We start from the raw sequence: 20,204 nt of genomic DNA, 5'->3' as shown, positions 1-20,204 counted from the left end.
TTGCTTCAGCCTAGATCTCACTATGGGTGCAGAGGCTGTGAGCGCAGGCGAGCCCACACACGGGCAATCAGCAATGCGATAAACGCATTGAACGCCATGAACGCGGCAATGCCAAAGATGTATGCCACTACCCCTCCAACTCCGTTGGGTCCATCCGGTTCAAGGAAGGGGTAAGGCCACCATCCAGTAATCATTCCTCGAATCACAGTGAAGGCAACCCACCCAAGTGGATAAAGCAATGCCCACCACATTGCTTTGAGACGCAAGGAGATGCGGCCAGAAGCAAAAAGCCATTCGAGCACAATCACGATGGGAACCCACACGTGTGTGCTTTCGTTGCACCATGCAGGAGGTTCGTAACCTTCGGAAGGAATGTTGCGCAGCAGCAGGTTGTAAACGACACCGGTGACAATCGCATACGAGAAGACAGAGACACGAACAATCGTGAAGAGTCTCGTATCTTGCACCCGAGTCCACGCTAACCAGCCACCGACCGCAAACGCGACGATGTTGATCAGGCTGGATTGAATGGTGAAGTAACTGAAGTACTTCTCTGGATAGAAGGCATCGTTAACAACTTCTGACCAGATTTGGGTGGCGATGGCTGCGAAGACCCAAGCTGAAATTCCCCAGCGGACTAATGCAGTGATTTTGCGCGACGTTGTGCTCACATGCTCGACGTTATCAACAGTTTCAGCTCACTAACAGGGTGAGTTTCCTAAACTGGTGCTATGTACACTGATCAAGGCCTCCTGGTTGAAGAACCTGGCCTCTTTGCCCTCATCCTTATCCTCGTTCTCTGGAGCTCAATCTGGAAGGCCTTCGCGCTGTATCGCGCAGGGTCATTGAGGTCTGTTCCATGGTTCACCGTGCTGTTTGTTCTCAACACGGCAGGTATCCTCGAAATTCTTTACCTCTTCGTCTTCAGCAATAAGAAGAAGCAAGAAGAAGTAGCAGCCTAGGGCGCTAACAACCACAGCAATGGCAATAGAGCCATTGCGATAGTCGCAATACCCAACAGTATGCGCGACCACAGGGGGCTCTTCCATTTGCCCAAGAGTTTTTCATCGCTGGCAAGCCACCAAATGACGGCCATCAAGATTGGTGCGGCCAAACCGTTGGTGATTGCGGCGATGACAAGGAACTGCATGGGGTTGAGCCCGATGAGGTTGAGAATGAGCCCCACCAGAATGGAAAAGAAAATCACGCCATAAAAGGCCCTGGCTTGGCTGGGGCGCTTCTCTAAACTTTCTCGCCAGCCAAAAGTTTCAGCCATGGCATAGGAGCTTGCCCCCGCGAGGACAGGAACACTAAGCAAACCTGTTCCCACAATGCCCAACAGGAACAACACTCCCGCAAAATCTCCAGCAATCGGGGTCAAAGCCTGGGCTGCCTGTTCGGCAGTTTGAATATCGGTGATTCCGTTTTTGTGCAGGGTGGCCGCAGCGGTAATCATGATGGCTGCCATAACGAAGACACCGGTGAACATCCCAGCAAAAACGTCTCCGCGCATGGCGCGAACATGGGTTGATGTCACACGATAGTGAGAACTCTTTCGACGCTCCTCAACCTCTTCAGCAGATTGCCAGAAGAACAGATAGGGAGAGATGGTTGTTCCTGCAATGGCGATCAACAAAGCGATGTCACCTTTACTCCAGGTGAACTGAGGGATCAGGAGATCGTGAAGGACTTGGGACCACTCAACCTGAGCAACGAACATCACGGCCACATAGGCCAACAGCGACAAACACAACCAGCGCAGAATCTTTGCGTATTGGTGATACGGAACAAACACCTCAGCGATAACAATAATTGCGGCGAAAAGCACCACCCCCAGAAGCTGTGGAACAGGGACCAGAAGCTGCAACGCCGCTGCCATTGAACCAAGATCTGCAGAAATATTGACCGTGTTCGCCACCACAACCAACGCCAAGCACAGATACAAAATGGGGGCAGGCATGCGCCTCTTGATGACTCCAGCCAAACCGTGTCCGGTCACAAGAGCAATACGTGCGCAGGCTTCTTGAACGGCAAAAGCGAGGGGCAGCAGAAGGGGGGCGCTCCACAGCAACCGGTTACCTGTGGCAGCACCTACCTGAGAATAGGTGCCGATTCCAGAAGGATCATCATCGGCAGCGCCAGTGACAATGCCGGGACCAAGACGACGGAAATACCCTTTTCCCTTAACGCGTTCACGTGAAGGGTGGTGCGGGCTAGGTTTTTGCCCAGGCTCGAGAGGTTCGGCGATTTCTACGTCATGTTCTGCCATGTGCCCACCTCCCTTGCCTACAGCCTACGCAGTTGCTCTGGGGAGTAGATTGAATTCATGACTTCTCCACGTACACGCTGGTTCGGCCTGCTATTTATCAGCCTTGCCGTTTCGCTCATCATCGTTGACTCGACCATCATCAATGTCTCGATTCCTTCCATCATCGAAGACTTAGGAATTACCAGCACCCAGGTGCAGTGGGTTCAAGAGTCCTACACTCTCGTCTTTGCCGCGTTACTCCTCGTGTTTGGTGCACTCGCTGACCGCTTCGGCCGCCGCCGGGTGATGATTCTCGGTATGGCCATCTTTGTTGTGTCCTCGGTGATTGCCGGATTCTCCCAAAGCGGCGACATCCTCATTGCTGCTCGTGTGCTGCAAGGTTTCGGTGGCGCCATGGTTCTGCCCACCACACTTTCGTTGGTCAATGCCACTTTCCAGGGCAAAGAGCGAGGCATCGCCTTTGCTATCTGGGGTTCAACCATTGGTGGAATGGTGGCCGTTGGGCCGCTTCTTGGTGGATGGTTGACCACTGACTACTCATGGCGTTGGGCTTTTGGTATCAATATCCCTGTCGGAATCATCATCATTATTGGTGCACTGCTCACGGTTAAGGAATCCAAAGAAGAATCCGCCACAGGCAGTATCGACTGGATGGGTGCGTTCTACTCCGTCATAGCAATGTCGACTCTGGTGTTTGCCCTCATCGAAGGCCGCACCTACGGTTGGTGGGAAGTCAACAAGCCATTCACTGTGGGCGACTGGACGTGGCCAGGAAAGATTTCTATCATTCCTGTGCTGTTCCTCATCTTCATCCTCGCGTCCACGTTGTTTATTGCCCACGGCGCTAACCGCATTCGCAAGGGTAAGTCCGCCCTGATCTCCTTCAACCTGTTCACGATTGCCTCCTTCCGCAACGGAAACATCGCAGCCATGGTGATCTCGTTGGGCGAATTCGGCATCATCTTGTCACTTCCTCTGTGGTTGCAGTTCGTTATTGGCTATGACGCACTGCAGACAGGTTTTGTTCTGTTGGGTCTCGCCGGTGGTGCGTTCGTCGCCTCCGGTTTAGCCGGAGGTCTGTCCGGTCGTGTCTCTCCGGTCACGATGGTGCGCATGGGTATCCTGCTGGAAATTGTGGGTGTAACCGGTGTCGGCTTCGCCATTTCTCCAAGTGCATCGTGGGTCAACGTGGTGCCATGGTTGTTCGTTTACGGTTTGGGTGTTGGTCTTGCCACCGCTCAGCTGACCAACGTGATCTTGAAGGATGTTCCCGTCCAAGAATCCGGTCAGGCTTCAGGAACCCAAAGCACCTCGCGCCAGCTTGGTTCCGCACTGGGTATCGCCATCTTGGGAACAATCTTGTTCACCTCGGTGCAAATCCAGCTCACCAATGACCTCACCTCTGAGGGACTACCGGAAGCTCAGGTGACTCAGGTGGTTACCGCGGTTGTGGATAGCGCTGGTGGTGCCATCGTCCAGCTTGAGGCAGATCCCACCACGCAACCTGTAGCAGATAATGCCAAGCAAGCGCTTTCTGACGGAACACGCTACGGCGCCTTTGCCGCAGCAGGATTCTTAGTCCTTGGTTTCTTGGCAACCTTGTCACTGGGCTCCACTCGCAAAGTGGAAGTAGAGCAGATCAAAGAATCTGACGAAAACCACGTCATCTAGGCACTAACCACAGAAGCCGCTTTCCGAATCTGGAAGGCGGCTTCTGTGTGCTTGGAGGCTACTGTCTGGAAGATTTTTCTGGAATGGGTGCTTTGCCAGAACGCACAAGTTCAGCAATGTAGGCCCTAGCTTCGTCCTGTCGTTCCTGCTCCACTCCGGAAGAAATTTCTGCACGCAGGTGCTCTTGCCTATACCCGAAAGCATCAACAAGGTCTTGTGCGTGGGGGCGCAGACGAGTGATCAAACGATCCACATATGCGGTCACTGCCGATGCGCGCTGCGCAGAAAGACGACCGTTGATCAAATACCAGGACAGGTTTTGTTCAATGACGTGGAGGCCGAAGAGATCGCGCACCCAAGTCACAACCTGACGAGTTCCCTCATCAGTGATCTTGTCGAGAGCATTAGTGAATGCTTCCCATTGCAGCAAGTGGCCGTGTGCAATAGCTGCTTCGATAAGGGCGCTCTGGTTTCGGTTGAATGCTTCTGCTTCCTCGCCCGTCTTCTTTGCATCACGCAGTTCAAGAGCGATGTTCGCAATCATCGTCTCTACCCGGTCGGTGAGCAGATCACGTTGCGTTTCAGGGTCACGAAGTTCCTTCACGGAACGAGCAGTTGAGCCAAGGTCATGAACGTTCTGGCCCAGACGGCGCAAACCAGATCCGGTCACTGCACGTTCGGTGACCTGCTCCATCACCAGGCGAGCAAGGGAGCCCGTGTCAGCATCTTTGAACTTTCTGCTGTAATCGGTGAGCAGACGCTTGGCAACGAGCTGAAGGAGAACATTGTTGTCACCTTCGAAGGTCGCATAGACATCCATATCTGCACGCAGCAGAGTCAGTCGGTTTTCTGCCAAGAACCCTTGACCACCACATGCTTCACGACAATCCTGCAAAGTCTTGAGCGCGTGCCAGGTGGACAGCGGCTTGAAGGCAGCGGCCATGGTTTCTAAGTCTTCGCGGCTCGCGTCTGAATCATCAAGGCCACTAAAGACGGCATCAAACTTCTCCAGCAGAACTTCTTGAGAGAACGTCTGAGCATAAGTCGTGGCAATGAGTGGAATAAGGCGACGCTGGTGGCGCTGGTAATCCAGCAGCACGGTTTCTTCCTGGCCAGGGTTGGAGAACTGGCGGCGTTGGTTGCCGTAGGTCACCGCAATTTGCAGACCAATCTTGGAAGCATTGACGCAGGCGCCATCAAGGGAGACACGTCCTTGAACCAGTGTTCCCAGCATGGTGAAAAATCGACGTCCTGGGCTGGCAATCGGTGAGGTGTAGTTGCCGTTTTCATCGACGTCACCGTAACGGTTGAGCAGGTTGTTGCGTGGAATGCGGACGTGGTCGAAGTGCAGACGGCCGTTATCTATACCGTTCAGTCCGCCCTTGTATCCGTCATCTTCTCCGCCGATACCGGGAAGGAAGTTTCCGTTCTCATCACGGATTGGGACATAGAACCCGTGGACTCCGTGGTTGACTCCCTTGGTAATGAGTTGAGCGAAAACCACTGCTGCTTTTCCGTGCAGTGCTGCATTACCCAAGTAGTCCTTCCATGCTCCGCGGAAAGGTGTGTTGATCACCCATTCCCCGGTTGCCTCATCGAAGGTGGCGGTTGTCGCAATAGAAGACACATCGGAGCCGTGCCCGGTTTCGGTCATGGCATAGATACCAGGGGTCTCCAAAGACATTGCCGAGGGCAGAAAACGATCGTGGTGTTCTTTGGTTCCCAAGTGAGCAATTGCAGCAGTGAACAAACCCCACTGCACGCCCGACTTAATCTGGAGTGAGGGGTCAGCGGCTACAAGTTCCTGGAAAGCTGCCAAGTTTCCACCGTGGTCATCGAGCCCGCCATACGCGGCTGGGAAAGCTCGGTGAACCTGTCCGTTTTCCACCAGAAGTTTGAGTTGTCCAAGCACACGGGCGCGGTGTTCATCCATACCGAGGCCTGGGATGTTGTGCATTTCAGGCTTGCCAGCGAGAGCACGCGAAGCAAGGCGAACATCTGCCCATTTGCCCAGCAAGTAGCGCGATAAATAGGCGCGATCAATCATCGCGGCATCATTTTCTGTTGCTACGTCATTTACTGTCTCAACTTTGTCGAGGATAGACATCGTGTGTGGCCTTTCATGGCGGATACCTACAACGTATGCCCTATTTGAGCGCATGACGAACACGGTTTCAAACAGTGTGTGGGGCTCCTACAATTTTGAGCTAGTAGTACCGGTTATCTTTGTTGTTTCCTCACCGAGGCTCTCAGGAAACATCTAGGCTGGAGTAATGCTCACCGTCATTTTTGGCCTGTCTGGGGCCCTCGTTTTTGGGAGCGGTGACTTCCTCGGAGGCCTCGCTTCCAAGCGTATGGGTGCCTTTTTGGCCACCGGCATCGCTGGACTCATTGGCCTGTTTCTCCTCTTTGGTTTCACCTTCATCATCCCCGGTGAAATCAGTGACGGCGCCATTGTGTGGGGCTTGCTCTCTGGACTATGTGGGGCTGTAGCCATTCTCTTGCTCTATGCAGCACTAGCCATTGGCCCCATGAGCATTCTTTCCCCTCTGGGTGCTTTGATCTCTGCAATCTTCCCTGTGATGTGGGCCCTGCTCATTAACGGCGAAAGCCTGGTGTGGTTTGGTTACGTCGCCCTTGTCATTGGTGCCATTGCTATCGTTCTGGTTGCTTTCACCCCAGAAAAAGAAGCGGTGAAACCCAAAGCTCGAGGCATTATCTTCGCAGTCATCTCGGGCATCCTGATTGGGCTATTCCTTATTGTTTTAGATCAAGCACCCTCGAATGCCGGAATTTATCCGTTGGTATTTAACCGCTTCGTGAACATCACCATCATGTTCTCTGTGGTTTTCGGCATGGCGCTCATTCGGTGGGCACACCGAAAAGGTTATTTCGGAAAAGATGGCTCACCCCGGGCAGACCTCGTCGTTGGTGACGCCGGAGCAACCGACTACCGCAACGGAATCCTGCTCGCACTCGGCTGCGGAGTATTAGACGCCACCGGAAACGCACTGCTGCTACTGGGAATCCAAACCGGAAACTTGAGTGTGATGTCGGTGCTCACCGCGATGTATCCAGCAGGAACCATCATCCTTGCTGCCCTTGTGCTGCGGGAGAAGATCACCAAACTTCAACTGGTGGGTATGGTTCTTGCACTCACAGCAGCAGCACTTCTCGCACTGAGCTAGTTCCCTAGGTTAACGAACGAGTGCCGCACCCGAAGGGCGCGGCACTCGTCTTGTGAGAACTAGGCGTTAGCTGATGCGAGCTGCTGAAGCAGTTCATCACCAGGGGACGCTGGAACCATTTCGGCTTCGATCTCTGCACGGCCCAACAGGTCGTTCATGCGACGCTGACGAGTGCGAGGAATAATCGTCACCACAGTTCCCTGCTTGCCTGCACGTCCGGTGCGACCGGCGCGGTGCATGTAAGTCTTGTACTCATCAGGTGCATCTGCCTGGATAACCAAGTCAATGTCATCGACGTGGATACCGCGTGCAGCAACATCTGTAGCCACGAGAACGTTGACACGTCCGCTGGTAAGCAACTGAAGGTTACGAGTACGACGGTTCTGGTTCAGGTCACCGTGCAAGCTGGTTGCAGGAATACCTGCATCTTCAAGCTGGTCAGCAAGTTGCTCAGCATAGGCGCGGGTGCGCGAGAAGATCAGGGTCTTTCCCTCACGAGCTGCAAGCTGTTCAATCACGAAAGGCTTGTCGCGGTGATCAACAACGAGAACACGGTGATCAATGGTGGAAGAAGCCTGGTCTTCACCAGCAACCTCGTGAACAGAAGGATCCTTGAGGAACTCGTTCACAATAGCTGCAACACCCTTGTCCAAGGTTGCCGAGAACAGCAGTCGCTGACCATCAGCCTTGGTGGCGCGGAGGATACGCTGCACGGGCTCGAGGAAGCCCAGATCACACATGTGATCTGCTTCATCGAGCACAGTGATGGCGATGTGGCCTAGGTCAATGTGACCTTGCTCCACGAGATCTTCCAAACGACCTGGGGTCGCAATGATGATGTCCACACCACGGCGCAGGCTCATGACCTGCTTGTGCTGAGGAACTCCACCAAAGATGGTGGTGGTGAACAAACCGACAGAGCGAGCAATGGGCTGCACGGTGCGGTCAATCTGCATTGCGAGCTCACGGGTTGGAGCCAAGATGAGTGCACGGGGTGGACGACCCTGCTTGCGGTCCTTGCCACCATTGTTTTCCATGAGGCGTTCAACAACAGGTGAACCGAAGGCAATGGTCTTACCCGATCCGGTCTTTCCACGGCCAAGAACATCCTTGCCGGAGAGCACATCAGGAATTGTTGCTGCCTGAATGGGGAATGGTGCAACAGCACCCATTGCGGTCAGCTGGCGGCAGATGTTATCTCCCAAGCCAAGGTCGGAGAAGCTCACACCGTCAACATCGGCTGCGGTGGTTGCTTGTGCTTCGAGGCGCTCAAGTACGACGTCTTCTTCAGGAGTAAAGCGGGCCTTCTCGTCCTTTGCGGGATAGAAGTCTGAAGCGGAACGACGAGGTGCCTCGTCCTTGTTCCAGCGTGGACGGTCTCCACCAAAGTTTCGTGCGGGACGGTCATTACGCTCACCATAGGAACGCTCTCCGCGTGGAGCACGGTCACCGTAGGAGGGACGATCTGAACGCTCATAGCGTGGGCGCTCTGAACGCTCACCGCGGTTGTAAGCGGGGCGATCGTTGCGGTCACCATAGGAAGGTCGGTCGTTCCGCGGTGCGCGGTCTCCATATGGAGCGCGCTCTGCGCGTGCTCCATCACGGTCGTAGCGGGGACGCTCCGTGCGATCTCCGTAAGCGGGACGTTCTCCACGGTTGTATGCGGGACGTTCATTACGGTCACCACGGTTGAACGAAGGACGCTCAGAACGCTCACCATATGCTGGACGATCTGAGCGTGGTGCACGATCTCCGTAGGAAGCACGTTCAGAACGCTCGTAACGTGGACGCTCGGTGCGCTCACCGTAGGCAGGGCGCTCGGAACGCTCACCGCGGTTGTAGGCGGGGCGTTCGTTACGGTCACCACGTGGTGCGCGGTCACCGTAAGCGGGACGCTCGCCCGCAGGTGCTCCGCGACGTGCGTCACGGTCTTCATTGCTCCAGCGGTTTTTACGTGGTGCTTCAGTGGACTCGGGACGGTATCCGCGGTGTCCAGGGCTACGAGAACCAGCGGAAGGACCGCCCGACTTCTTCGCGCCGTAGCGTGGTTCAAAATTCTTAGCCGGACGACCGCCGGCAGGTTTCTTATTCTTAGGCATGACTTTTTCTCTGGGTTGGATTCGTTGCAAAACAGCACACAAACGTGCTGATAAGAACCCGGGCAGTCTTTGGCCGGGACCGATTCACTTCGAGTGACTATCACCAACAGAATTGTTGGGGAACCGGCCCACCTGACTTACAAACCCATCTGCATCACAATGCAGTGTCAAGAGCCGACCTTTTGACTATACGGGAGAAAGCACAAAGGTTCAAGAAAAAGTTGAAAGTTAGCAGCGCTGGATTACTTTTTGAAGCGTGCCAGCAAGAAATACCCCGCGGTGAAAACAGCAACAATGAGAATGTTGCCGATGAGCCGCACTTCAGGGTGTTGCTGGAGATAAGCAGTATCCACACTGACGACCACGGTGATCATGAGAACAAGATACAAAGCCGACAGTGCGGGGCTGAGTCTTTTCACGATGCGCCTTTCCGATAAAGAAAGCCCCTTACGGGGCTTCTTTTCTGGCGGAGACGGCGGGATTTGAACCCGCGGTCCCCTTACGAGGACTCCACCTTAGCAGGGTGGTGCACTAGGCCGAACTATGCGACGTCTCCTTGGACTTCTGGCATGCAGAAGCACCAGAGCAATCATACCGGCACTGTTGTGCCGAGAATAATCGAGCTTTATTGCTGGTCGAGGGTGCGGCCAGCAGAGCAGGTGTAGTCGTTTGCGGTCTGACCGTTCACGTTCTCCGGCAGCACAGCAACTGGAGCTGAGGTTGGAGTGGGGGTTGCGGTTGCTCCGGAAGTCGCTGTAGGAGTGGGGGTAGCAGTCGCCTTCTTGGCAGCTTTGGCTGCTGCCTTTGCTTCTGCTTCAGCTTGAGCAGCAGCTTTTGCTGCCGCATCAGGGTCAACCACGGAACCATTACCGGTTGTTCCGCTCAATGCAATGGGTTGATCTGCGAGAAGTGCAGCAAAGAGCGCATCTGCTTCAGCTTGGTTGGGCTGAACCTTGCCGGCATAAATTCCGGTTCCCCCTGTGGAGCTGGGGTATTGAACGAAGACAACGTTCTCCAATGGAATGTCCTTCAACGCCATCGCGATAGACATCATGGTGTCGACGTTGTTGAGGCTGTTCGAGAGCGTCATGTTCGAGATGGCTGCCTTGGCCAGACCAAAGAGGGCAACAGGGTTGGTCAGAGTTTGTGCACTCTTGAGCTTGCGTACCAAGGAGGAGAGGAAAACCTGCTGGTTGGAGATACGGCCGAGGTCACTACCGTCACCAACACCGTGACGGGTGCGCAGGAACTGCAGTGCCTGGAGACCTGAGAGGGTGTGCATTCCGGCATCGAGGAATGTTTGGGTGTATTCGTCCTCGATGGGTTCGGCCACACAGACTTCAACACCGCCGATGGCATTTGCCATCTCAATCACACCGTTGAACTGAATCATGGCGGCAAAGGGAATGCTCAACCCGGTGAGTTCTTCAACGGTGAGAACTACACAGGGCAGGCCGCCCTCGTTGAGGACACCGTTGATCGGCCCAGACCAGCCACCACCACCGTCGGGGCAATCCGCGTAGTGCACGACCATGTCACGGGGAATGGAGACCACGGTTGCATTGGTGTGATCTGCTGAGATATGAAGCAGGATGTTGACATCGTTGAGCACGCTACCGGGGTCAGCATCGAAAACTCCGGGGTCTGTGCCCTCGCGAGAGTCACTACCAACCAGAAGGAAGTTCACACCACCCTCGATAGCGCCGATGTCTGGAATGCGCTGATCGTTCGCGAGCGCAACACCTTCTTTTGCACTGCGTGAGATATCCCAGAATGCAATACCGGCAATGGATGCCGTAGCAACCATGACTACGGCAAGTCCGGCACCAATCCAACTCAGGAGAGTGCGCCCGCCCTTACGGGGTGCCACATTGCCGTGGCGAATAGCGGCACGCGCGCTGCGAATGCGGCGCGCACGTGTTGCTTTCTGCTCACTCATGCTTTCCCCGATCAGTGACGGAATATGGCGGAGGGCGTGGGATTCGAACCCACGATGCATTGCTGCACACTGGTTTTCAAGACCAGCTCCATCGGCCGCTCGGACAGCCCTCCTTGTCGAGTTCACGAAGAATTCGACTGGATGAGTCTACCCGAATGACAGCCTCTAGGCTCTCAGAGCATCCTGCGAAAGACCTGAAAGCAGAATTTAAGGCAATTTATTGAGTGCTTCGAGCAATCCCAGCTCGTGTACTTGGCCGCATACTTCGTTCGCAACGGCCTTTATTTCTGGCTCTGCATTGCCCATGGCAACGCCGCGTCCTAGCTGTGCAGCCCACTCAATCATTTGAATGTCGTTGTTGCCATCTCCGGCAGCAAACAGTCGAGATCGTGGGAAGCCGAGAGCCTCACGAACCTTCTCTAAGGCAGAGGCTTTGCTCACGCCCTCGGGCGCAATATCGAGCCAAGCAGCCCAGCCGATGGAGTAGCTCACCTGCTTAAGACCAATACGTTCAACAACCTGGAGGAAGTCTTCTGTTTCATGATCGGGAGAAACAACGACTACACGCGTTGCACGCAGGTTGAGAAGTTCTTCGAACTTGACCTGGTGGGCGAGCAAGTTGTGATCTACTCCGGGGATTGGCTCGGTGAAGTAGTAGTCACCGAATTCATCTTCCACGGCATACATGCCCTCAGGAAGATGACCTTTAACAAGGTTGAGCACATTCTCAGGGCGGAACGTTTCGACGTGATGCTTTACATAACCGTCATCGGCAAGCGGGTCACGCTTGAGCAGCATAGCTCCGTTGGAACACACTACATATTCCGGCCAAATATCGAGTTGGCGCAGCACGGGAATTGTTTCAACGAGCGCTCGTCCCGTTGCCAGCATCACTTCGTGACCTCGTGCTGCTGCAGCACGGACTGCCTCGACAACCTCCGGAGCTACATCTCCGCGGTGGGTGAGCAGGGTCCCATCAACATCCAGGGCAACAAGCCATCGGTCTTCTGGGGCAACCTGGGTCACTGAGCATCCAATGGGGTCAGGACAGAAACACCGCCAAGGTAAGGGCGCAAAGCTTCAGGAAGAATAACGGAACCGTCTTCTTGCTGGTGGGTTTCCAAAATCGCAACCAGCCAACGCGTTGTGGCGAGAGTTCCATTGAGCGTGGCAACCGGTGCTGTCTTTCCGCTGTCGGTGCGATAGCGGGTGTCCAGGCGGCGCGACTGGTACGTGGTGCAGTTCGAGGTGCTGGTGAGTTCTCGGAAGGCACCCTGAGTGGGGACCCATGCTTCGATATCAAACTTGCGTGCAGCACTCGAGCCCAAATCTCCGGCAGCCACATCAATGACGCGGTAGGCAAGACCCAAGGATTTCAACATGTCTTCTTGCAATGTGACGAGACGGTCGTGCTCAGCTTCTGCCTCTTCAGGAGTGGTGTAGACAAACATTTCCAGTTTGTTGAACTGGTGAACACGAATAATTCCGCGCGTATCTTTACCGCCAGAACCTGCTTCACGGCGATAGCAGGTTGACCATCCGGCATAACGCAGTGGGCCGTCGCTGAGATCAATAATTTCATCGGCGTGATATCCGGCGAGCGCAACCTCACTTGTCCCCGTGAGATAGAGGTCATCTGCGGGGAGGTAATAGATTTCGTCGGAGTGCTCACCCAAGAATCCGGTGCCCTGCATGATGTCAGGTCGCACGAGTGTGGGTGTGATGAGGGGGATGAAGCCGGCTTCAAGTGCACGATCAAGTGCCAAGTTCATCAGAGCAAGCTCGAGGCGAGCACCAATTCCTTTGAGGAAGTAAAAACGTGAACCAGAAACTTTGGTGCCTCGGGGCATGTCGATAGCGCCAAGAAGTTCACCAAGTTCGAGGTGGTCTTTGGCTTCAAAGTCGAAGCTGGGGATGGTTCCCACTTCACGCAGGGTGACAAAGTTTTCTTCACCACCAGAAGGAATTCCCTCGATGATGGGGTTTTGAATCTTGCGTGCAGCTTCGGTGTATGCCTCATCAGCTGCTGTGGCAGCAGCGTTAGCTTCCTTCACTTTGGCAGCTAGCTCGGCAACCTCAGCGAGGAGTGCTTTCTTCTCGTCACCTTGAGCTTGTCCAACTTTCTTGCTGAACACATTCTGTTCTGCACGCAGCTCTTCAAAGTAGGCAAGCGCAGCACGGCGGGCAGCATCAGCTTCGATGGCAGCGTCGACTAATCCAGGGTCTGACCCTCTGGCCACCTGTGAGGCACGGATAACGTCAGGGTTTTCGCGAAGCAATACTGGGTCAATCACATGCCCAGTTTAGTTCAGGCTAGTCGCCGAGTATTTCCGCAAGCCACGCTCGTGCATCTTGGAAGATGCCGTCGGCGTAACGCTGGGAATGTTGGGTGGTGACTTTGTCTGCACGAGGATAGGAACCCAGGAAGATGACCTTGGGGCTGAAGCGGCGCAAACCAAGAAGTGCGTCAGCAACGCGTTCATCACGGGCGTGACCTTCCGCGTCAATGACGAAGCGGTATCGGCCAAATTCATCCCCGATGGGACGTGACTGAATCAGCGACAGATTCACACCACGGGTTGCGAACTGCTCCAACATCTCCAGCAAACCACCGGCGCGGTCATCCGGTAGCTCCACAATCAAGCTGGTCTTATCTGAACCGGTGGGTGCAGGAAGTTCGGTGGTCTTGCTGACCAGCACGAATCTGGTTACCGCGTTGGGGTTGTCTGCGATTCTTGAGGCTAAAACCTCAACGTCGTAGTGCTTTGCTATTCCCGCAGGAGCTATTGCTGCATCAGCGGTGTCAGTCTCGAGGAGACTGGCCGCTGCCGCCACATTGCTCGAAGAGGGTATGTGTCCGTGGTGAGGCAGGGTCTTTTCTAACCAGCCCCGGCACTGTGCATAGGCGACTGGGTGAGCGTTGATGACGTTGATGTCGGCGAGGGAAGTTCCCTGGCGCGCAACGAGATCGAACTCAACGGGGACAAGGTATTCACCGATGATGCGCAGGTTGGGAATGTTGGCCAAAGCGTCCTGGGTTGCTGTGACGCCACCTTCGACAGAATTTTCGATCGCGATCATGGCTGCAACAGAACGGCCTGAGACCACGTCGGCAAGCGCCTCGCCCACGTTATTGACCGAGTGCCACGTCTTTCCGGCGGCTTCAGGAACCTGCGAGAGGGCAGCTTCAGTAAAGGTTCCGGCAGGCCCGAGATAGCTGTATGCCGGCGCCGTTGAAACTTTTTCTGAAGAACTCATGTTCCAAATGTACCTGCACTGGCAAACTTGGCTTGTGACTACTCGCGCTGGAACCCCTGCCCTGCCCTCTGACCTTATTGATATTCGTGAGTTGGTGAGGGCCTATTACGACCTGACTCCAGATATGACCGTGCCTGAACAGCGCGTCGTTTTTGGCACGAGTGGCCACCGTGGCTCTTCGCTGAATGCGGCTTTCAATGAGCAACACATCCTTGCAACAACCCAGGCCATTGTGGAATATCGTGCCCTGCAGGGAATTACCGGCCCTCTCTTTATCGGCATGGATACCCACGGCCTGTCCCGCCCTGCCCATGAAACTGCACTGGAAGTTCTTGCCGCTAACGGGGTTCGTACGTTCAAAGATTCACGTGACGGTTTCACACCCACGCCTGCGGTTTCTCACGCCATCTTGGAATACAACAAAGCCGGGCATGGGGATGAAGCTGACGGCATTGTGGTGACTCCCAGCCATAACCCACCTCAGGATGGCGGTTTCAAATACAACCCTCCTCATGGTGGTCCTGCGGACTCTTCTGCAACGAACTGGATTGCTGCTCGCGCTAATGAACTCATCGAAGGCGGCTTGGTTGATGTCAAGCGCACAAACCCTGAGAGTGTGATTGAGGAGTATGACTTCCTCGAGCACTACGTTGCAGATCTTGAGAATGTCATCGATATGCAAGCTATTGCTGAATCCGGCGTTCACATCGGTGCTGATCCTCTCGGTGGTGCATCGGTGGCGTATTGGACGGCCATCAAGGAACGCTATGGACTCAACCTCACCGTGGTGAACCCCGAGGTTGACCCAGCCTGGTCGTTTATGACGTTGGATTGGGATGAGAAGATTCGCATGGATCCTTCAAGCCCCAATGCAATGGCTTCTCTGATTTTGAAGCGGCACGATTTTGATGTGCTCACAGGTAACGACGCTGATGCTGACCGTCACGGCATTGTCACCCCAGATGCGGGACTGATGAACCCTAACCACTACCTCGCTGTGGCTATTGAATATCTTTTTGCCAACCGTCCCGGATGGCGTCAAGATGCCCGCATTGGCAAGACCCTGGTCTCCAGCTCAATGATCAACTTTGTTGCCGATGGTTTAGGCCGAGTGCTCTGGGAAGTTCCGGTGGGCTTTAAATGGTTTGTTCCCGGTTTGGTAGATGGCTCGGTTGGTTTCGGTGGTGAAGAAAGCGCCGGTGCCTCGTTCCTGCGTAAAGACGGAACCGTGTGGACCACCGATAAGGACGGAATCATCTTGGCTTTGTTGGCTGCAGAAATTATTGCCGTCACCGGCAAGACTCCCTCGCAATTGTATTCCAACCTCACTGAGCAGTTTGGTGACCCTGCCTATGCTCGCGTGGATGCGCCAGCAGACCGCGAAGCGAAGGCTCGCCTGGGCAAGCTCAGCGGTGATGACATCAACGCCACGGAGCTTGCGGGCGATCCCATTATTGCCAAGCTCTCTCACGCTCCAGGCAATGGCGAAGCAATTGGCGGGGTGAAAGTAGAAACCGAATATGCCTGGTTTGCTGCCCGCCCCTCAGGAACAGAAGACGTCTACAAAATTTATGCTGAATCGTTCCGCGGTCCTGAGCATCTCAAGCAGGTCCAGGCCGAAGCGAAGAAGATTGTTGACGCTGCGCTGAACTCTTAGTAGTAACTCGGAGCTGGTTCGAGATTGAAGAACTGCTCCAGAGTGGGGATGTTCAGGTTGTGCATCGCGGTTGAGACCCGGGTACCGACATAGCGGAAATGCCAGGGCTCATACTGATACCCCGTAATGGAGTCGAAGCCATTGGGATAGCGAACAATGAAGCCGTACTGCCAGGAATTGGCTGCAAGCCACTGCCCTGCGGCAGTGTCTGCGAAGCAGACATCGACTTGGCAGGGACCGCCATCGTTGAGGTCAACAGCTAACCCGGTTTGATGTTCAGAGTGGCCTGGTCTCGCAGAGTAGGTGTCTGCTCGTGCTTGGCCATCCCTGGCGACAAAGCCGTTATAGGTTGCGACCTGGGTGTCATAGCTGCGGTATGCACTTGCCACGCTGAGCTGTATTCCTGCCGCTGAAGCATCGGTGGCCATGCGGTCGAGTGCTTGTGCTGCTTCAGTACGCAGGGGGCGACTATAGGGATTCGATAGTGCTGTGGGCACGGCCATGTCTGGAGATTCAAAATTGCTGGGATTGAGCGGGCGGTGTTTATTCACCACCACAGTGATGGAGTTGGGGTCATCGATGTTGAAAAAGGGCGTGCGAGCAGGCTTTGGTGTTGGGGTTGACGTCGCTGTGGGGCTTGCGGTTACGCTCTGAGTGACTGTGGGGGTTGATGTGACAGTGTCAACGCTTCCTGTGGCACAACCTCCCAGAAAGACAGAAGCAATCAACACTGAGCTCAGTGCGGTCGTTCTGCGCATCATCAGGAAGGGTTTTCCCGATCGTATGCTGCGCGATTCTCAATAATGAGATCGATGTTATCCAGCGTCCAGTCCGCAAGCGCGCGAACAGGAACAATGAGCGTTTGACCCAATTCGGTCAGCGCATATTCAAACCACGGTGGTGTTTCAGCGTGAACGACACGTTCAATCAATCCGTCACGTTCCAGCTGCCGAAGTGTGACAGTAAGCATGCGCCGAGAAATCTTGGGGATGCGTTCCACCAATTGGGTGTACCGCATAGGTTCTCTGCTGAGCACTCCGAGCAAAACCAGGCTCCACTTGTCACCGATGTGGGAGAGCACTGAAAAGAAGACGTCCCTGTCCGTTGCCTGGATACGTTCTTTGATGCTGTTCAGGTCAGTATTCATGTGTTCACCCCCTGTGGAAATTGTGGTCGACTTGAGCATTTCTAGGATACTATGTGTTACCGCAGTTACTTTTAGTAACTTCACATAAGTTTTCCTTCTAACCAAAGGCTTTATATGTCTGCAAAAGCTGTCGCCGACGCGGTGATGTCCAAGCGGGAGATCATGCTCGTGATGATCGGACTCATGTCCGGTATGTTCCTCTCTGCTCTCGACCAAACCGTAGTCAGCACCTCGATGCGCACCATCGCTGACGACCTCGACGGAATGGCCCTCCAGGCCTGGGTCACCACGGCCTACATGATCATGTCGACCATCTCGACCCCTCTCTATGGCAAGCTCAGCGACATCTTCGGCCGACGCCCACTGTTCATCATTGCCATCAGTATCTTCGTCATCGGTTCATTCCTTGCTGGAACAGCAGACACTATGTATTCGTTGGCTGGATACCGTGCCATTCAGGGACTGGGTGCCGGTGGTTTGATGGCGCTGCCGCTGGCAATCATGGGTGACATGCTTGCGCCGCGTGAGCGCGCAAAGTATCAGGGCTTCTTCCTTGCCGTCTTTGGTGTCTCCAGTGTGATTGGACCACTCATCGGTGGTGTGCTTTCTGGAACTCCAGAAATTCTTGGCATCGCCGGATGGCGTTGGGTCTTCCTCATTAACGTGCCCATTGGAATCGTTGCTCTCGCCATCGTTCTCAAGGCACTCCACCTGCCCAAGACGCACCGCCGTGTTCGCATTGACTGGTGGGGTGCCGCCACGGTCATTACCGCAACTGTCCCCCTCCTTCTGGTCGCCGAGCAGGGTCGCGAGTGGGGCTGGCTATCCACAGCATCCCTATCCTGCTATCTCATCGGTATAGCTTCTGCTGTTGCGTTCGTCATGATTGAACGCTCCATGGGTGATGACGCACTCATCCCCATGAAGATGTTCAAGTCTCAAACGTTCACCATGGCCACCATCTTGGGTGTGTTTGTTGGTTTTGGAATGTTCGGCGCCATGATGACCATCCCTCTCTACCTCCAGTTGGTCAAGGGTGCTACCCCCACCGAGAGCGGTCTGCTCATGCTGCCGATGATCTTAGGCATGATGATTGCATCTATCGTGAGTGGCCAGATTATGTCCCGCACAGGAAGCTACAAGTGGTTCCCCCGCATAGGTACTGCCTTCATGATTTTGGGCTTCTTGCTCTTCACGCGTTTGACCTGGGATAGCCCCTTCTGGTTCGTCATGTTGGGCATGTTCTTCATGGGTGCAGGTCTGGGTCAGCTGATGCAAACCCTCACCGTGGCCAGCCAGAACTCTGTAGGCCCACGTGACATTGGTGTTGCCACCAGCTCGTCCACCTTCTTCCGCACGATGGGTGGAACCGCGGGAACAGCAATCTTGTTCTCGGTACTCTTCACCGCCATTCCTGAAGCACTCAAGACTGCCTTCACCACACCCTCAATCACCGCTGGTGTAGCCAAAGCTTTGGCAGATCCCGCAATTGCGTCAGATCCTGCCAATGCGGCCATCATTCAGATATACAAAGACCCAACCGCCATCGGAACCTCCCTCAACGGAGACACCTCATTCCTCGTTGGGGCCAACGAAGCATTAGCTAAGCCCTTCCTCGTTGGGTTTGCTGACGCAACCGTTCAGGTTTATTGGATTGGCCTGGTTGTTGTGACAATCGCCTTCATCCTCAGCTGGTTCCTCAAGGCGACTCCCCTTCGTCAGAAGTCTGCAATGCAAGAAGCAGCAGACGAGGACGCCGTGTTGCTCGCTGAAAATGCCGCTGAGATGATGGGCTCCATGGTCGAACCTGGAACAGCTACAGGCGCAATTCGACTCAAAGAGGCAGAAAAGCGTGAAGCTGCCCGTCAAGCACACAAAGAAAAAGCATTAGCCAAGGAAAAGAAGAAAGTTAAATCTGCTTCTTAGTTGTTACAAATCTGCCCCAGCTAACCACGGGGCAGATCTGTTAGACAAGCATTTCTCTGTAGCTATTTCTTATTCATTTACAGGGAGAACTAGATTCACAAAGTTGGATAACGCCTAGCTTTTCATCGTAGGCGGCAATAGATTCATTGATAAAAGTATCAATCATTTGTTGCTCATCACTTTGTCCTTGTTTTTCCTTTTGATAGAGCTGTGTGTATTGAAAACAGGCTTCGTCTGAGTAACAAAGTTCACGGAGTGCGTCTGCCGGATAGAACCCACAGTCCTGGTTGGTGTAGCACACTGAGAGATTCCCGTCGGCGTCTAGATTGCGTGCACAGTCAACGTTCGACTCACACAACTCCCTCATTTGATCACCAGAAAATGTAGTACACCCTTCGTTTTCTTGACCAAAGTCATTGGTGCAAAGAACCAGTTCTCCGTTTTCATCGACATATCCTGAATTGTCAATAAATACAGTTACCTTTTCGAAGGATGGTGGTAGTTCAGCTTCACTTGATGCTTTTTCTAAATCAAGTTCACCACCGTTTGACCGCAAGTCCTCTTCCAAAACAATCAGCAGCTGACTTGTGAGTGTTCCGGCAGCTCGGTCGTATACAGGATCGGTCAATGTCGCAACAATGGTCATTTCGTTGGAAGTGCCGTCCGCCGGCTCTAAGGTCATGGTGATATTGGGAGGATCATCAGTAAAACCTAGTTTTTGCCAACTGTCTATAAATCGTGCTGTCGAGACAGAGTCCGCTAGACGTTCAGGTCGATCTGTGAACCAAATAATCGACTCACTTGTTTCGCTTAATGTCATTGTGTAATTCTTGGCTTCGTTCTGAACAAGATTGCCTTCACCCGCATTCAACACATACATCAGGGAAGAAGATTTATCTGGAGCAGCTTCGGGCTCTGAACTCAAGTTCACATAGGCAATGGCTCCCCCCGCGCCAAATGCAACCGCACAAAATAATGCGACAACTGCAGCGATGGGATTAAGGTTCCAGCTCTTCATTCTTTGAGTCTAGGTCTCGTGAGAAGCGGAGG

General features: G+C 54.1%; 17 protein-coding genes and 2 tRNA genes. 5 read left to right on the top strand and 14 right to left on the bottom strand.

From position 1 onward, the window contains the following. Positions 1-20 precede the first annotated feature (20 nt). On the bottom strand, positions 21-671 hold the full coding sequence (locus tag AINA4_RS00490) for a Pr6Pr family membrane protein (protein ID WP_281787028.1): 651 nt from the start codon (positions 669-671) through the stop codon (positions 21-23). A gap of 60 nt (positions 672-731) precedes the next feature. Between AINA4_RS00490 and AINA4_RS00485 the strand changes: the two genes are divergently transcribed. Next, on the top strand, positions 732-962 hold the full coding sequence (locus tag AINA4_RS00485) for a DUF5652 family protein (protein WP_281787026.1): 231 nt from the start codon (positions 732-734) through the stop codon (positions 960-962). Here AINA4_RS00485 and AINA4_RS00480 read toward each other — a convergent pair. Beyond that, positions 959-2,269 (bottom strand): Nramp family divalent metal transporter, encoded by a 1,311-nt coding sequence (locus AINA4_RS00480; protein ID WP_281787024.1) that lies wholly within the window; start codon positions 2,267-2,269, stop codon positions 959-961. The two genes, AINA4_RS00485 and AINA4_RS00480, sit on opposite strands and share 4 nt — an antisense overlap. A 57-nt stretch (positions 2,270-2,326) precedes the next feature. On the opposite strand from AINA4_RS00480, the gene AINA4_RS00475 reads away from it, so the two are divergent. After that, on the top strand, positions 2,327-3,940 hold the full coding sequence (locus AINA4_RS00475) for an MFS transporter (RefSeq protein ID WP_281787022.1): 1,614 nt from the start codon (positions 2,327-2,329) through the stop codon (positions 3,938-3,940). 58 nt (positions 3,941-3,998) lie between these two features. Here the strand turns inward: AINA4_RS00475 and AINA4_RS00470 are convergent, their stop codons facing one another. Continuing rightward, positions 3,999-5,987 carry an acyl-CoA dehydrogenase gene (locus AINA4_RS00470; RefSeq protein WP_281787664.1) on the bottom strand — a complete coding sequence of 663 codons (1,989 nt, stop codon included), beginning with the start codon at positions 5,985-5,987 and terminating at the stop codon, positions 3,999-4,001. A gap of 226 nt (positions 5,988-6,213) precedes the next feature. On the opposite strand from AINA4_RS00470, the gene AINA4_RS00465 reads away from it, so the two are divergent. After that, positions 6,214-7,128: an EamA family transporter gene (locus AINA4_RS00465; RefSeq protein ID WP_281787020.1), complete on the top strand. Its 915-nt coding sequence runs from the start codon at positions 6,214-6,216 to the stop codon at positions 7,126-7,128. A 59-nt stretch (positions 7,129-7,187) separates the two neighbouring features. On the opposite strand, the gene AINA4_RS00460 is transcribed toward AINA4_RS00465, so the two are convergent. The 8 genes from AINA4_RS00460 to pheA all read right to left on the bottom strand — a co-directional run bounded on the left by AINA4_RS00460 (position 7,188) and on the right by pheA (position 14,424). After that, positions 7,188-9,227 carry a DEAD/DEAH box helicase gene (locus AINA4_RS00460; protein ID WP_281787018.1) on the bottom strand — a complete coding sequence of 680 codons (2,040 nt, stop codon included), beginning with the start codon at positions 9,225-9,227 and terminating at the stop codon, positions 7,188-7,190. 242 nt (positions 9,228-9,469) lie between these two features. Further along, positions 9,470-9,646, bottom strand: a complete 177-nt coding sequence (locus AINA4_RS00455) for a hypothetical protein (RefSeq protein ID WP_281787016.1) — start codon at positions 9,644-9,646, stop codon at positions 9,470-9,472. Between the two features lie 45 nt (positions 9,647-9,691). Then, a tRNA-Ser gene (locus tag AINA4_RS00450) sits at positions 9,692-9,783 on the bottom strand. Between the two features lie 69 nt (positions 9,784-9,852). Next, positions 9,853-11,166 carry an LCP family protein gene (locus tag AINA4_RS00445; protein WP_281787014.1) on the bottom strand — a complete coding sequence of 438 codons (1,314 nt, stop codon included), beginning with the start codon at positions 11,164-11,166 and terminating at the stop codon, positions 9,853-9,855. Between the two features lie 25 nt (positions 11,167-11,191). After that, positions 11,192-11,279, bottom strand: a tRNA-Ser gene (locus tag AINA4_RS00440). A 94-nt stretch (positions 11,280-11,373) separates the two neighbouring features. After that, entirely contained in the window at positions 11,374-12,192 is an 819-nt protein-coding gene (locus AINA4_RS00435) for an HAD family hydrolase (protein ID WP_096382734.1), read from the bottom strand. After that, positions 12,189-13,460, bottom strand: a complete 1,272-nt coding sequence (gene serS, locus AINA4_RS00430; RefSeq protein WP_281787012.1) for a serine--tRNA ligase — start codon at positions 13,458-13,460, stop codon at positions 12,189-12,191. The genes AINA4_RS00435 and serS overlap by 4 nt, the downstream gene beginning before the upstream one ends. A gap of 19 nt (positions 13,461-13,479) precedes the next feature. Next, on the bottom strand, positions 13,480-14,424 hold the full coding sequence (gene pheA, locus AINA4_RS00425) for a prephenate dehydratase (protein WP_281787010.1): 945 nt from the start codon (positions 14,422-14,424) through the stop codon (positions 13,480-13,482). 34 nt (positions 14,425-14,458) lie between these two features. Here pheA and pgm point away from each other — a divergent pair, with 34 nt between their 5' ends. After that, positions 14,459-16,081, top strand: a complete 1,623-nt coding sequence (pgm, locus tag AINA4_RS00420) for a phosphoglucomutase (alpha-D-glucose-1,6-bisphosphate-dependent) (protein ID WP_281787008.1) — start codon at positions 14,459-14,461, stop codon at positions 16,079-16,081. On the opposite strand, the gene AINA4_RS00415 is transcribed toward pgm, so the two are convergent. Further along, a complete protein-coding gene (locus AINA4_RS00415; RefSeq protein ID WP_281787006.1) occupies positions 16,078-16,839 on the bottom strand; it encodes a M15 family metallopeptidase in 762 nt (253 codons plus the stop codon). The genes pgm and AINA4_RS00415 overlap by 4 nt on opposite strands. 2 nt (positions 16,840-16,841) lie before the next feature. After that, positions 16,842-17,228 carry a helix-turn-helix domain-containing protein gene (locus AINA4_RS00410; protein WP_281787004.1) on the bottom strand — a complete coding sequence of 129 codons (387 nt, stop codon included), beginning with the start codon at positions 17,226-17,228 and terminating at the stop codon, positions 16,842-16,844. 114 nt (positions 17,229-17,342) lie between these two features. Between AINA4_RS00410 and AINA4_RS00405 the strand changes: the two genes are divergently transcribed. Further along, positions 17,343-19,154, top strand: a complete 1,812-nt coding sequence (locus tag AINA4_RS00405) for an MDR family MFS transporter (RefSeq protein ID WP_281787002.1) — start codon at positions 17,343-17,345, stop codon at positions 19,152-19,154. Positions 19,155-19,227: 73 nt separating this feature from the next. Here AINA4_RS00405 and AINA4_RS00400 read toward each other — a convergent pair whose 3' ends face one another. Further along, entirely contained in the window at positions 19,228-20,172 is a 945-nt protein-coding gene (locus tag AINA4_RS00400; RefSeq protein ID WP_281787000.1) for a hypothetical protein, read from the bottom strand. Positions 20,173-20,204 lie beyond the last annotated feature (32 nt).

Source organism: Aurantimicrobium sp. INA4 (assembly GCF_027924525.1).
In the GTDB taxonomy this organism is placed as follows: Bacteria; Actinomycetota; Actinomycetes; order Actinomycetales; family Microbacteriaceae; genus Aurantimicrobium.
Note: the sequence above shows the minus strand (reverse complement) of the source record. Positions and strands in the feature narration are given on the sequence as shown.

What these genes read in the sequence shown, in the direction of transcription:
- AINA4_RS00480 (WP_281787024.1), bottom strand. Translation starts at nt 2,269, where the DNA reads ATGGCAGAACATGACGTAGAAATCGCCGAACCTCTCGAGCCTGGGCAA.
- AINA4_RS00460 (WP_281787018.1), bottom strand. Translation starts at nt 9,227, where the DNA reads ATGCCTAAGAATAAGAAACCTGCCGGCGGTCGTCCGGCTAAGAATTTT.
- AINA4_RS00465 (WP_281787020.1), top strand. Translation starts at nt 6,214, where the DNA reads ATGCTCACCGTCATTTTTGGCCTGTCTGGGGCCCTCGTTTTTGGGAGC.
- AINA4_RS00415 (WP_281787006.1), bottom strand. Translation starts at nt 16,839, where the DNA reads ATGCGCAGAACGACCGCACTGAGCTCAGTGTTGATTGCTTCTGTCTTT.
- AINA4_RS00410 (WP_281787004.1), bottom strand. Translation starts at nt 17,228, where the DNA reads ATGAATACTGACCTGAACAGCATCAAAGAACGTATCCAGGCAACGGAC.
- AINA4_RS00475 (WP_281787022.1), top strand. Translation starts at nt 2,327, where the DNA reads ATGACTTCTCCACGTACACGCTGGTTCGGCCTGCTATTTATCAGCCTT.
- AINA4_RS00485 (WP_281787026.1), top strand. Translation starts at nt 732, where the DNA reads ATGTACACTGATCAAGGCCTCCTGGTTGAAGAACCTGGCCTCTTTGCC.
- AINA4_RS00405 (WP_281787002.1), top strand. Translation starts at nt 17,343, where the DNA reads ATGTCTGCAAAAGCTGTCGCCGACGCGGTGATGTCCAAGCGGGAGATC.
- AINA4_RS00400 (WP_281787000.1), bottom strand. Translation starts at nt 20,172, where the DNA reads ATGAAGAGCTGGAACCTTAATCCCATCGCTGCAGTTGTCGCATTATTT.
- AINA4_RS00445 (WP_281787014.1), bottom strand. Translation starts at nt 11,166, where the DNA reads ATGAGTGAGCAGAAAGCAACACGTGCGCGCCGCATTCGCAGCGCGCGT.
- AINA4_RS00470 (WP_281787664.1), bottom strand. Translation starts at nt 5,987, where the DNA reads ATGATTGATCGCGCCTATTTATCGCGCTACTTGCTGGGCAAATGGGCA.
- pheA (WP_281787010.1), bottom strand. Translation starts at nt 14,424, where the DNA reads ATGAGTTCTTCAGAAAAAGTTTCAACGGCGCCGGCATACAGCTATCTC.